The sequence below is a fragment of the Roseateles sp. genome (assembly GCF_044373315.1).
In the GTDB taxonomy this organism is placed as follows: Bacteria; Pseudomonadota; Gammaproteobacteria; order Burkholderiales; family Burkholderiaceae_C; genus JACDQM01.
Map to the genome: position 1 here is coordinate 27,671 of NZ_JBILQK010000013.1, position 13,148 is coordinate 40,818.

The window sequence follows — 13,148 nt, forward strand, 5'->3', positions numbered from 1 at the left end:
TTTTGACCCCGATTGCTTAATGCTTGTTCTTGAAGAGCACGCGCGCCAGGATGTTTAGCAGCAGCACGCCGATGGTGATGATGAATACGCCCGCCCAAGCCAGCTTCTGCCAGTTCTCGTAGGGGCTCATCGCAAACTTGAAGATCGTGACCGGCAGGCTGGCCATCGGCTCACTCAGATCTGCGGTCCAGAACTGGTTCGACAAAGCCGTGAACAGCAATGGTGCCGTCTCGCCGGAGACGCGGGCCAGCGCGAGCAAAATGCCCGTCATGACGCCGGCTCGCGCTGCCTTCAGGGTGACCGAGCTGATCACCTTCCACTTGGGCGTGCCCAGGGCATAGGCAGCCTCCCGAAGTGCATTGGGAATCAGTGTCAGCATGTTTTCCGTGGTGCGAATCACCACCGGAATGACGATCAGCGCAAGCGCAAGGACGCCAGCAAATCCGGAAAATCCCTTCACGCGGGCAACGAAAACCGCGTAGATGAACAGGCCGATCACGATGGATGGCGCTGACAGAAGGATGTCGTTGATGAAACGCACCACGCTGCCAAGCCAGGTCTTCTGGCCATACTCCGCCAGATAGATACCAGCCAGCACGCCCACCGGCGTACCGATCAAGGTGGCCAGACCGACCATCACCAAGGAGCCGAAGATGGCATTCGCCAACCCCCCGGTTTCCGCCATCGGTGGTGGGGTCATTTCAGTAAACGTGGAAATCGCGAGCCCACCCACCCCCAGACGGATCGTCTCGAACAGAATCCAGGTCAGCCAGAACAGCCCGAAGGCCATTGCTGCAAGCGACAGTGTCAGGGCGACCTGGTTGACCACCTTGCGCTTGCGATGCATAGCCATGCGGCCAGCATCGAGTGCCGTTGAACGACCGGTACTGCTCATGACCGTGCCCCTTCATTCTTCTTGAGTTGCGACAGCAGGATCTTCGAGAAGCTCAAGACCACGAAAGTGATGAAGAACAAGACCAGGCCCAGATAGATCAACGAAGCCTGATGCAAGCCTTCGCTGGCTTCAGCGAACTCGTTGGCCAGTGCCGAGGTGATGCTGTTGGCGGCCTCGAACAACGACAGCGAGTCAAGTTGGTTCATATTGCCGATCACAAACGTGACCGCCATGGTTTCACCCAGCGCACGACCCAGCCCCAGCATGATGGCGCCCACAACACCGGTCTTGGTGTACGGCAGCACCACGCGCCAGACGACCTCCCAGGTTGTCGAGCCCAGAGCGAAGGCCGATTCCTTCAGCATCGGCGGAGTGACCTCAAACACATCACGCATCACCGACGCAATGAAGGGGATGATCATGATGGCCAGGATGATGCCGGCCGAAAGAATGCCAATGCCGACCGGAGGGCCGGAGACCAAGGCGCCCAAAAAAGGAACGCCGTTGAACATGCCCTGCAGCGGCTGCTGCACATAGGTCGCCAGCAGAGGGCCGAACACCAGCAAGCCCCACATGCCGTAGACGATCGACGGCACTGCGGCAAGCAGCTCGATCGCAGTACCCAAGGGACGGCGCAGCCAGCTCGGGGACAGTTCGGTCAGGAAGATGGCGATGCCGAAGCTGACTGGCACAGCAATCAGCAGCGCGATGAACGAGGTCATCAGCGTGCCATAGATCATCACGAGGCCGCCGAACTTCTCCTGAACGGGGTCCCACTCGGTTGATATCAGAAAACCGAGACCGAAATGCTGAATTGCCGGTGCTGCGCCGACCAGCAGCGACAGAATGATGCCGACCAGCAGCAACAGCGTCAGCCAAGCCGCGCCGTGTGCCAGGAGTGAGAAGGCCGTGTCAGCCCAAGGCACGAGGCGTCTGCGCTTAGGCGGGCTGCCCTCGGGGCGGGTCGACTCAGCGTCGCTGAGCGTGGGACTGGAGCTGGCTGGGAGTATTGCGGCCACTGGACCTCCGCATGATGGACAAAAAGGAAGAGAGTGCGCCTGATTCGACAACAGCCCGGGGCCTCAAAACAAGGCTGCCGGGCTGTCAGATCATCAGTGCTCGTTTACTTGAAGCTGATAGCCTTGCCCGAAGCGTCCTTGACCTGCTCGGTCCAAACCTTGCGGACCAAGTTCTTGACGCTGTCCGGCAGCGCCACGTAATCCAGCTCGGCAGCCATCTTGTCGCCGTTGGCGTAGGCCCAGTCAAAGAACTTCATCGAATTGCTGGCGTTGGCCGGCTTGTCCTGCACCTTGTGCATCAAGATGAAGGTTGCACCAGTGATCGGCCAGCTGTCCTTGCCAGGTTGCTCGGTCAGCACCTGGAAGAAGCTCTTGTTCCAATCAGCACCGGCAGCTGCTGCCTTGAAGGTCAGATCGTCAGGCTGAACATAGACGCCATCCTTGTTGCGCAGTTGCACATGGGACATCTTGTTCTGCTTGGCGTAGGCGTACTCGACATAGCCAATCGAATTGGGCAGACGCGTCACGAAGGCCGACACGCCTTCATTGCCCTTGCCGCCTGCGCCGGTAGGCCAATTGACGGCCGTACCTTCGCCGACCTTTTCCTTCCACTCAGCGTTCAGCTTGGAGAGGTAGTTCGTGAAGAGGAACGAGGTGCCGGAACCATCGGCGCGACGAACCACAGCAATCTGTGCGTCAGGCAACGGCACGCCAGGATTCAGCGCCACGATCGCGCCGTCATTCCACTTGGCAACCTTGCCCAGGTAGATGTCACCCAGCACTGCGCCCGTCAGCTTCAGCTGGCCAGGCTTGATACCCGCAATGTTGACCACCGGCACCACACCACCGATCACGGTGGGGAACTGGATCATGCCGTCCTTGGCCAGTTCGTCGTCCTTCAGCGGCGCATCAGTTGCGCCGAAGTCGACCGTCTTGGCCTTGATTTGCCGAATGCCTGCGCCCGATCCGACGGATTGGTAGTTGATGCGAGCACCGGTCGCCTTGTTGTAAGCGTCAGCCCATTTGGCGTAAACCGGTGCCGGGAAAGAAGCACCTGCTCCGGTGACATCTTGCGCAAGAGAAACAGCTGTGAAGCCGAAACCGGCCGCCAGAACCAAACCCTTGCTGAGTTGAGAGAAGTTCATAAGGTCCCTATCCGAGTCCGTGGTTGACAATGATAGGGATGCTATGACTCTTGTGTGACAAGCGAATGACACAAATCCGGGGACGCCGAGGCGCGCAAGCAGGCTTGTCTGGTCTCAGACGCTTACAAAACCGTCACAAACTGTTCCCGGAACTGTCACAAACACCTGAATTCGGCGGGAATCCAAGCCATGAAGGCATGTTTCAGGCTTGGACCGCCTCAACCAGTCGTTGCGCACAGAGCTTCGCCACGGCGGCATCGCTGGCCTCAACCATCACGCGCAGCAAGGGCTCGGTCCCTGAGGCTCGGATCAGGACACGGCCGCTCTTGCCCAGGTCGGCCGTCACATCGGCCTGCGCCTGAGCCAAGCGTGCATTACTCTTCCAATCCTGGCCTGGCTGGAGTCTGACGTTGATCAGCGTCTGCGGGAAGAGATCAACCCCATCCATCAATTCAGCCAAGCTGCGCCCGGTGCGCACAACAGCTTGAAGCACCAGCAAGGCGCTGACAATGCCATCACCTGTCGTGTGCTTGTCCAACGCCAGCAGGTGGCCAGAGCCCTCCCCGCCCAGTTGCCAGCCTCGCGCAGCCAACTCCTCCAGCACGTATCGATCTCCAACCTTGGCACGGACGAAGTCCACATCGCGCGCGCGCAGAGCGAGCTCCACCGCCATATTGGTCATCAAGGTGCCAACGGCTCCTGCCACAGCCTGGCCTTGCGCCAGCCGGTCCGCTACCATCACATAGAGCAGCTCGTCCCCGTTGTAGAGACGGCCTTGCGCGTCGACCAACTGCAGCCGATCAGCATCGCCATCCAGCGCAACCCCGTAATGCGCGCCATGCTCCTTGACCGCCTTGACCAAAGCTGCAGGCGCCGTTGCGCCACAGCCTTCGTTGATATTGAAGCCATCGGGACTGCAGGCCACTGGAATGACCTCGGCACCGAGTTCGTGAAACACGTCGGGCGCCACATGGTAGGCCGCGCCATTCGCCGCATCGACCACGATCTTCAGGCCGCGCAGTGTCAGGTCCGAGCCAAAACTGTTCTTGCAGAATTCGATGTATCGGCCGCGGGCATCCTGAAGACGACGAGCGCGCCCCAGGTTCGCAGAATCGACCCAGGCTGGCGCTTCCTGCAGAGCCTGCTCGACCGCCAGTTCCCACGCATCAGGCAATTTCTCGCCCCGCGCAGAGAAAAACTTGATGCCGTTGTCAGCAAACGGGTTATGCGACGCACTAATCACCACACCGAGTTGCTGACGCAGCGCTCGAGTCAGGTAGGCCACACCCGGCGTCGGCAGCGGACCTGTCAGCCACACATCGACGCCAGCCGAGGCAAAGCCAGCCTCAAGCGACGACTCCAGCATGTAGCCCGAGATTCGCGTGTCCTTGCCAATCAGAACGCTGGGGCGCGTCATTTCTTTGCGCAGCACCCGGCCTACCGCATGCCCAAGCCTGAGCATGAAGTCCGGCGTGATGGGCGCTTGCCCCACGGTGCCACGGATGCCATCGGTTCCAAAGTACATGCGGCTCATCTTGAGCATCCTCCTGATTCGTTTGTCGCATTGTCGACGATAGCCGCCCCGACACCACCCGCGGCAGACCACACCTTCAACGCGTCGACAGTCGGCGCGACATCGTGCACACGCACGATGCGGGCGCCCTGCGATACGGCGGCCAGCGCGGCTGCGAGGCTTGCCGGAAGTCGCTCGCCGACCGGGCGGCCGGTCAACGCACCCAGCGAGGATTTTCGAGACCAACCAACCAGCAAGGGATACCCAAGCGTCAGAAGGACGGCCTGGCGCCGGAGCAACTCAAAATTCTGTTCAGGCGTCTTGGCAAAACCGTAACCAGGATCCAGCACGATCCGCTCTGGGGCTACACCGGCGGCGCGAAGAGCGCCCGCTCGCTCAGCAAGGAAATCACCGACTTCACTGGCGATGTCCCGGTACTCAACCAATCCCTGCATCGTCGCCGGCTCGCCGCGCATATGCATCAGGCACACACCCGCCTGTCCATGACGGGCAAGCAGGTCAATGGCTCCGGGGCGCCGCAGGGACTGGATATCGTTGACGATGTCCACCCCCATGTCGAGCGCACGGCGCATCACCTCCGGCTTGGAGCTGTCGACAGAGACCGGCACGCCCATCTGAAGGGCGGCCGCCAGCACATCCGCAATCCGGTGCCACTCCTCATCCGCCGTCAGCAGCGGCGCACCCGGGCGGCTGGACTCGCCACCGATGTCGAGGATGTCGGCCCCTTCGCGCGACAACAGTTCGCAGTGCGCGATGGCCGCTCGCCGCTCGCCATGCAGACCGCCATCCGAGAAGGAATCAGGCGTCACATTGACAATGCCCATCACCAAGGGGCGCGCCGTCAAGTCGAGTAAAAAACGCGTCGTTTGCCAGTGCATCGATTGAGTGCCGCGAGTGAATCGTGGAGCCAAAGCAAAACGGGGCAATGAGCCCCGTTCTGTCTAGTGGCAAGTGCCGCGGTCAGGCTGCGGCGTGTGCCTCACCCGTCCCGACTGCCGGCGGGCTTCCATCCGACCGGCCGCCCGTGGAAGGCGTCCAATCCTTCGGTGGTCGCGGCGGACGACCTTCCATGATGTCGTTGATCTGGTCGCTGTCGATGGTCTCCCATTCCAGCAGCGCCTTGGCCATCGCATGCATCTTGTCCTGGTTGTCTTCGATGTGCTTGCGCGCGATCACGTACTGTTCATCGATGATGCGACGGATCACCTCATCGACCTTGCGCATCGTCTCTTCCGACATGCTGGTGGTCTTGGTCACAGAACGGCCGAGGAAGACCTCGCCTTCATTCTCGGCATAGACCATCGGACCCAGTTCGTCCGTCATGCCGTAGCGCGTGACCATGTCGCGGGCGATGGCGGTCGCGCGTTCGAAGTCATTCGACGCACCCGTGGTCATCTGATTCATGAAAACTTCTTCAGCAATCCGGCCGCCAAACAGCACCGAGATGGTCGAGAGCATGCGCTCCTTGTCCATGCTGTAGCGGTCGCCTTCGGGCAGCTGCATTGTCACGCCCAAGGCTCGGCCGCGTGGGATAACCGTAACCTTGTGAACCGGATCGGTCTTCGGCATCAGACGCGCCACCAATGCATGACCTGCCTCGTGATAGGCCGTGTTCTTGCGCTCTTCCTCGGGCATGACCATGGACTTGCGCTCGGGGCCCATCATGATCTTGTCCTTGGCCTTCTCGAAGTCGATCATCTCGACCACGCGACCATTGCGCCGCGCTGCGAACAGCGCAGCCTCATTGACCAGATTGGCAAGGTCAGCACCAGAGAAGCCGGGCGTGCCGCGAGCGAGGATGTCGGCGCGGATGTCCTGGCCAACCGGCACCTTGCGCATGTGCACGTTCAGGATCTGCTCGCGGCCGCGCACATCCGGCAGGGTCACGTAGACCTGACGGTCAAAACGACCGGGGCGCAGCAGGGCCGGATCCAGAATGTCGGGACGGTTCGTCGCGGCCATCACGATGACGCCGAGATTCGTCTCGAAACCGTCCATCTCGACCAGCATCTGATTCAGCGTTTGCTCACGCTCATCGTTGCCGCCGCCCAAGCCGGCACCACGGTGGCGTCCAACGGCATCGATTTCGTCGACGAAGATGATGCAAGGCGCGCTTTTCTTCGCTTGCTCGAACATGTCGCGCACACGAGCTGCACCGACACCGACGAACATCTCGACGAAGTCGGAACCCGAAATCGAGAAGAACGGAACCTTGGCTTCACCGGCAATGGCCTTGGCGAGCAAAGTCTTGCCTGTACCAGGAGGGCCTACCAACAGAACGCCACGCGGGATGCGGCCACCCAGCTTCTGGAACTTCTGCGGATCCTTCAGGAAGTCCACCAGCTCCTTGACCTCTTCCTTGGCTTCATCGCAACCAGCGACGTCCGCGAATGTGGTGGCATTGTTGGCCTCGTCCAGCATGCGAGCCTTGCTCTTGCCGAAGCTGAACGCACCGCCCTTGCCGCCGCCCTGCATCTGCCGCATGAAATAGACCCAGACACCGATCAGCAGCAGCATTGGCCCCCAGCTGACGAGAATGCTCATCAGCAGAGAGGGTTCTTCACGCGGCTTGACATCGAACTTGACGCCATTGGCAATCAGGTCGCCAACCAAGCCTCGGTCCAAGTACGTGGCCGTGCTGCGCAGGCGCCGGTCGTCATTCGTGACCGCGATGATCTCGGTGCCACCGTTGCCTTCTTGCAGCGTAACCTGCTTGATCCGGTTAGCACGCACCTCTTCCAGGAAGTCGGAATAGCCGATCTGATTGCCCTGGACCGAGCCGCGATCAAACTGCTTGAAGACGGTGAACAGCACCAGCGCTATCACCATCCAAACAGCTACCTTAGAGAACCACTGATTGTTCACCGCGACTCCTTAATTCATTCACACACCCGCAATTCGCTGCGGGAGATGCACGGCATATGGGGTTGATTCTATTGCAGTCAAGCCCTCAGGCTTGATTGGGAATTTCATGCGCGACGATAGGTATTGCCGCGCTCTTGCTTTACTTCAGTCCGATGCCGACCAGGAAGGTCTCGGACGAGCGATCACGCGATGCCTTGGGCTTGATCGCCTTGACCTTCTTGAAGCTCTGGCGGAACAACTCAACCAGTTCGCTGTAGCCGCTGCCGTGGAAGACCTTGGCCACCAAGGCGCCCTCGGGCCGAAGGTGCTGGCGCGAAAAGTCTATGGCCAGCTCGATCAGATGCTCGATACGCGCTGCATCCGTTGATGCGATGCCTGACAGGTTCGGCGCCATATCCGAAACGACCACATCGACCACGCGCCCAGCCAGCGCTTCTTCCAACTGTTTGAGCACCGCGTCCTCGCGGAAGTCACCCTGGATGAACTGCACGCCTTCAATGGGCTCGAGCTCCAGCAGGTCCAGCGCAATGATGGTGCCATTGAGCTCACCCACCGCTGCACCACCCGTGCCGGCTTCCTTGGGGGCAAAGCGGCGGCGCAAGTACTGGCTCCAAGCGCCGGGCGCGGCCCCCAGATCAACCACAACCTGTCCGGGCTTGATGAGCTTAAGCTCCTCATCAATTTCCTTCAGCTTGTAGGCGGCGCGGGCCCGAAAACCTTCTTTCTGGGCCAGCTTCACATAGGGGTCGGTGACGTGGTCATGCATCCACGCCTTGTTGACTTTCTTGCTCTTTGTCTGAATCTTCATGTTGAACGGATAATACGGCTATGCCTGCGATTCAATTGACTCCTGCCCAGCGCAAGGAAAAACGCGCCGACGCCCATCATCTTGACCCTGTGGTCATGATCGGAGCTGACGGTCTCTCATCCGCGGTCGTCAAGGAAACTGACGCCGCCCTCAACGCCCATGGCCTGATCAAGGTCCGGGTGATGTCTGACGACCGCACCAACCGCGAGTCCATCTTTGCCGAACTCGCCGACAAGCTCAGTGCGGCACCGATTCAGCACATCGGCAAGCTTCTGGTGTTGTGGCGCCCGATGCCTGAGAAGGTCAAAGCTGAACGCGAAGACGCCAAACCTGGCCCCAAGGTGGTCAAGATCGTCAAGTTCTCCAAGAGTGGCAACCACCGCCCGCAGATCAAGAAGGTGCAGGTCCTTGGCAATCAACGCGTAGCCCAGGGTGGCGAGATCAAGCGAGCCAAACGCCGCATCACCAGCGTCAAGAAGAAGGCGGCTGACTGACGCCTGCGGTCAGCTGGCAGCGCCTCGGGACGAGGCGCGCCATGCCAATGCCAGCACGGCCAGCAGCTTGATGACAAAGAACAGCATGGATGCTCCATGCAGCGCCCCGAAGCCGATGTCCCCCTGTCCAGCACGGGCAGCGGCCATCAAGGGCTGCAGCCCGTAATAGCCGGCCACCACACAGAGTAGAGCCATCAGCGGGAGCAAGAGCTCAGCACTGAACACCCGGGCGCCCTCAGCAGCATCACGCTGCAGGCGCCGCTCCATCATCACGAGCAGCAGGCCACAAGCCAAGCCGACTTGCGCGTCAATCTCGAAAAGGCGTCCTACCAGGACAGCCGCCTGCGGACGATCCAGCACCGCGAAGGCGCTCGGCGCCGCGATCGCAGCAATGCAGAGCAACTCGCCAGCCCACAAGGCAGCCAACAAAGCACGAGCACGCGACAGCACGCCCATCTCTCGTCAGACGTAGCGGACTTCGACGATCTCGTAGCGCTTGATGCCGCCTGGCGCCTGGACCTCAGCCACATCGCCGGCTTCCTTGCCGATCAGGGCACGCGCGATCGGCGAGCTGATCGAGATCAGACCCAACTTCAGGTCGGCTTCGTCGTCACCGACGATCTGGTACGTCACCTCAGCACCGCTGGCTTCTTCTTCAAGATCAACCGTGGTGCCGAACACCACCTTGCCGCCGGCGTCGACGGAAGCCGGATCGATGACCTGCGCCGCCGCCAGCTTGCCTTCAATCTCGAGGATGCGACCTTCGATGAAGCCCTGTTTGTCCTTGGCAGCCTCGTACTCGGCGTTCTCGGACAAGTCACCCTGAGCACGGGCTTCGGCGATGGCCTGGATCACGGCATGGCGCTCAACCGACTTCAGTTGATGCAATTCAGCCTTGAGCTTTTCGGCGCCGCGTACGGTCAATGGAATCGTGGCCATGAGTAAACCTTGAGAATCTTTCGGAACTTTGATCGCGCACTTGGAAGCGCGGCGCAGGACACCAGCCACCGCAGTCTTCGCGGGCGGTGATGACGCGAAGTGCCACACAAAATGATTCCGCCGCTGCCGCCCGGGAATGACCCCGGGCCGCTGCGGCGGAATCGAGCGGAGCGCAGTTTAGACGAGTTCGGCGTGCAACTCCTGCAGGGATTGCACCAGCAAGCCCTCCTGGTGCTTCATGCCTTCAACGGCCGCCTCACAGCCTGCCATCGTCGTGTAATAGGTGACGCGGGCGGCCAAGGCCGCTTGCCGGATGTAGCGGCTGTCAGCTATCGCGGTACGGGTTTCATCCACGGTGGTGAATACCAGCTGGATCTCGCCACCCTTGATCATGTCGACGATGTGGGGCCGGCCGTCCTTGACCTTGTTGACCACGCGCACCGGCACGCCAGCCTCGGAGATAGCAGCCGCCGTGCCCTTGGTGGCCACAACCCCAAAGCCCAGCGCATGCAGATCCTTGGCCACGGCAACAGCGCGGGCCTTGTCGGCATTCTTTACCGTGATCAGCACATTGCCCTGGCGCGGCAGGCGCGAACCAGCGCCGAGCTGGCTCTTCAGCATCGCCTCGCCGAAAGTGCGGCCGGCACCCATCACCTCGCCGGTCGAGCGCATCTCAGGCGACAGAATGGGATCTACGCCCGGGAACTTGTTGAAGGGGAACACCGCTTCCTTGACGCTGTAATACGGCGGCACAACTTCGTGCGGCACGCGGCCATTCCGGTCGCGCTGATCCTTGAGCTTGACGCCTGCCATGCAACGCGCGGCGACCTTGGCCAGCTGCTGGCCCGTGGCCTTGCTGACGTAAGGAACGGTGCGCGACGCACGCGGATTGACTTCCAGCACGTAGACCGTGCAGGCGGACAGTCCCTGAACCACATCGCCCTGGATTGCGAACTGCACGTTCATCAAGCCCACGACCTTCAGAGCGCGCGCCATCGCCGCCGTCTGGCGGCGCAGCTCGTCCTGCAGATCGACGGCCAGCGTGTACGGGGGCAGCGAGCAGGCCGAGTCGCCGGAGTGGATGCCGGCCGCCTCGATGTGCTCCATGATGCCGCCGATCATCACGTCGGTGCCGTCGGAGATGCAGTCCACGTCCACCTCGACCGCGTCCTCCAGGAAGCGGTCCAGCAGCACCGGCGACTTGTCGGAGACGCGCACCGCTTCGCGCATGTAGCGCTCCAGGTCCTTGTCGCCGTGCACGATCTCCATCGCACGACCGCCCAGCACATAGCTCGGGCGCACGACCAGCGGATAGCCGATCTCATTGGCCAACTGGACAGCAGCCTCTTCGGTGCGCGCGGTGCGGTTGGGCGGCTGACGCAGGCCCAGCTCGTGCAGCAGCTTCTGGAAGCGCTCGCGATCCTCGGCAATGTCGATGCTGTCCGGCGAGGTGCCGATGATGGGCACGCCATTGGCTTCCAGGTCGAGCGCCAGCTTCAGCGGTGTCTGGCCGCCGTACTGCACGATCACGCCGACCGGCTTTTCCTTGTCGACGATCTCCAGCACGTCTTCCAGCGTCACCGGCTCGAAGTAGAGGCGGTCGCTGGTGTCGTAGTCGGTCGAGACGGTCTCGGGGTTGCAGTTGACCATGATGGTCTCGTAGCCGTCTTCGCGCATTGCCAGTGCCGCATGCACGCAGCAGTAGTCGAACTCGATGCCTTGGCCGATCCGGTTCGGGCCACCGCCCAGCACCATGATCTTCTTCTTGTCGGTGGGCTCGGCCTCGCATTCCTCGTCGTAGGTCGAGTACATGTACGCGGTTTGCGTCGCGAACTCGGCCGCGCAGGTGTCCACGCGCTTGTAGACCGGGCGCACGCCCTGGGCGTGGCGGGCGCGGCGCACCTCGTGCTGGTTGGTGCCAAGCAGCTTGGCCAAGCGCTTATCCGAGAAGCCCTTTTTCTTCAGCAGACGCAGCTCGTCGGTCGACAGGCCAGCCAGCGCGCGGCCCTTCAGGCTCTGCTCGATCTTGATGATCTGCTCGATCTGCGCCAGGAACCAGGGGTCCACCGCCGTTTCGTCGAACACTTCCTGCAGGCTCATGCCGATGCGGAAGGCGTCGGCCAGGAACAGGATGCGCTCCGGGCCGGGCTCGCCGATTTCCTGGATGATTTCCTCGCGGTCGGTCGAGCGCTCGGTGAGTCCGTCGATGCCGGTCTCCAGGCCGCGCAGCGCCTTCTGGAACGATTCCTGGAAGGTGCGGCCCATGGCCATCACCTCGCCCACCGACTTCATCTGCGTAGTCAGACGCGAATCAGCCATCGGGAACTTCTCGAAGGCGAAGCGCGGGATCTTGGTGACCACATAGTCGATCGAGGGCTCGAAGGACGCCGGCGTCACGCCGCCGGTGATGTCGTTCTTCAGCTCATCCAACGTGTAGCCCACGGCCAGCTTGGCGGCGATCTTGGCGATCGGGAAGCCGGTGGCCTTGGAGGCCAGTGCCGAGGAACGCGAGACGCGCGGGTTCATCTCGATCACCACCATGCGGCCATCGCGCGGGTTGATCGAGAACTGCACATTCGAGCCGCCTGTGTCCACGCCGATCTCGCGCAGGATCGCGATCGAGGCGTTGCGCAGCAGCTGGTATTCCTTGTCGCTCAGGGTCTGCGCCGGGGCCACGGTGATGGAGTCGCCGGTGTGGATACCCATCGGATCCAGGTTCTCGATCGAGCAGACGATGATGCAGTTATCGGCGCGGTCGCGCACGACTTCCATTTCGTACTCTTTCCAGCCGATCAGCGACTCTTCGATCAGCAGCTCATTGGTCGGCGACAGGTCCAGACCCCTCTTGCAGATCTCTTCGAACTCTTCAGGGTTGTAGGCAATGCCGCCGCCAGTGCCACCCAGTGTGAAACTGGGGCGGATCACCATCGGGAAGCCGGCGCCGCCGATGTCAGCGTGGATGCGCTTTTGCACGCCCCAGGCCTCTTCCAGCGTGTGCGCGATGCCCGACCGCGCCGAGCCCAGACCGATCTTGGTCATCGCGTCCTTGAACTTCAGGCGGTCTTCGGCCTTCTCGATCGCATGCTCGTTGGCACCGATCATCTCGACCTTGTACTTGGCCAGCACGCCATGCTTGTGCAGGTCCAGCGCGCAGTTCAGCGCGGTCTGGCCGCCCATGGTGGGCAGCACTGCATCGGGGCGTTCCTTGGCGATGATCTTCTCGACCACTTGCCAGGTGATGGGCTCGATGTAGGTGACGTCCGCGGTATCCGGGTCCGTCATGATGGTCGCCGGATTGCTGTTGACCAGGATGACCTTGTAACCCTCTTCGCGCAGTGCCTTGCAGGCCTGGGCGCCGGAGTAGTCGAACTCGCACGCCTGGCCGATGATGATCGGGCCAGCGCCGATGATCAGGATGCTTTTGATATCAGAACGTTTCGGCATTGCGT

At 61.5% G+C, this 13,148-nt stretch carries 11 protein-coding genes; 1 reads left to right on the forward strand and 10 read right to left on the reverse strand.

Features of this window, described 5'->3' with window-relative positions:
* Positions 1-16: 16 nt before the first annotated feature.
* The 7 genes from pstA to ACIQ67_RS05340 all read right to left on the reverse strand — a co-directional run bounded on the left by pstA (position 17) and on the right by ACIQ67_RS05340 (position 8,266).
* Positions 17-895, reverse strand: a complete 879-nt coding sequence (gene pstA, locus ACIQ67_RS05310) for a phosphate ABC transporter permease PstA (RefSeq protein ID WP_397533316.1) — start codon at positions 893-895, stop codon at positions 17-19.
* The gene (gene pstC / locus ACIQ67_RS05315) at positions 892-1,821 is read right to left on the reverse strand and encodes a phosphate ABC transporter permease subunit PstC (RefSeq protein WP_397533317.1); all 930 of its coding nucleotides are present in this window, start codon (positions 1,819-1,821) and stop codon (positions 892-894) included. The genes pstA and pstC overlap by 4 nt, the downstream gene beginning before the upstream one ends.
* Before the next feature lie 197 nt (positions 1,822-2,018).
* Positions 2,019-3,059 (reverse strand): phosphate ABC transporter substrate-binding protein PstS, encoded by a 1,041-nt coding sequence (pstS, locus tag ACIQ67_RS05320; RefSeq protein WP_397533318.1) that lies wholly within the window; start codon positions 3,057-3,059, stop codon positions 2,019-2,021.
* A gap of 202 nt (positions 3,060-3,261) precedes the next feature.
* Positions 3,262-4,593, reverse strand: a complete 1,332-nt coding sequence (gene glmM, locus ACIQ67_RS05325; protein WP_397533319.1) for a phosphoglucosamine mutase — start codon at positions 4,591-4,593, stop codon at positions 3,262-3,264.
* Entirely contained in the window at positions 4,590-5,471 is an 882-nt protein-coding gene (gene folP / locus ACIQ67_RS05330; protein ID WP_397533320.1) for a dihydropteroate synthase, read from the reverse strand. The genes glmM and folP overlap by 4 nt, the downstream gene beginning before the upstream one ends.
* Positions 5,472-5,553: 82 nt before the next feature.
* Complete coding sequence (gene ftsH, locus ACIQ67_RS05335; RefSeq protein WP_397533321.1) at positions 5,554-7,458, reverse strand: ATP-dependent zinc metalloprotease FtsH; 1,905 nt, start codon at positions 7,456-7,458, stop codon at positions 5,554-5,556.
* A 139-nt stretch (positions 7,459-7,597) separates the two neighbouring features.
* Positions 7,598-8,266 carry an RlmE family RNA methyltransferase gene (locus ACIQ67_RS05340; RefSeq protein WP_397533322.1) on the reverse strand — a complete coding sequence of 223 codons (669 nt, stop codon included), beginning with the start codon at positions 8,264-8,266 and terminating at the stop codon, positions 7,598-7,600.
* A gap of 20 nt (positions 8,267-8,286) precedes the next feature.
* Here ACIQ67_RS05340 and ACIQ67_RS05345 point away from each other — a divergent pair, with 20 nt between their 5' ends.
* The gene (locus ACIQ67_RS05345) at positions 8,287-8,760 is read left to right on the forward strand and encodes a YhbY family RNA-binding protein (protein WP_397533323.1); all 474 of its coding nucleotides are present in this window, start codon (positions 8,287-8,289) and stop codon (positions 8,758-8,760) included.
* 9 nt (positions 8,761-8,769) lie between these two features.
* On the opposite strand, the gene ACIQ67_RS05350 is transcribed toward ACIQ67_RS05345, so the two are convergent.
* From ACIQ67_RS05350 to carB, 3 genes are all read right to left on the reverse strand, one after another.
* Positions 8,770-9,216, reverse strand: a complete 447-nt coding sequence (locus ACIQ67_RS05350) for a DUF4149 domain-containing protein (RefSeq protein WP_397533324.1) — start codon at positions 9,214-9,216, stop codon at positions 8,770-8,772.
* 6 nt (positions 9,217-9,222) lie between these two features.
* A complete protein-coding gene (greA, locus tag ACIQ67_RS05355; protein ID WP_397533325.1) occupies positions 9,223-9,699 on the reverse strand; it encodes a transcription elongation factor GreA in 477 nt (158 codons plus the stop codon).
* Positions 9,700-9,876: 177 nt separating this feature from the next.
* Complete coding sequence (gene carB, locus ACIQ67_RS05360; RefSeq protein ID WP_397533326.1) at positions 9,877-13,143, reverse strand: carbamoyl-phosphate synthase large subunit; 3,267 nt, start codon at positions 13,141-13,143, stop codon at positions 9,877-9,879.
* Between the last annotated feature and the right edge of the window lie 5 nt (positions 13,144-13,148).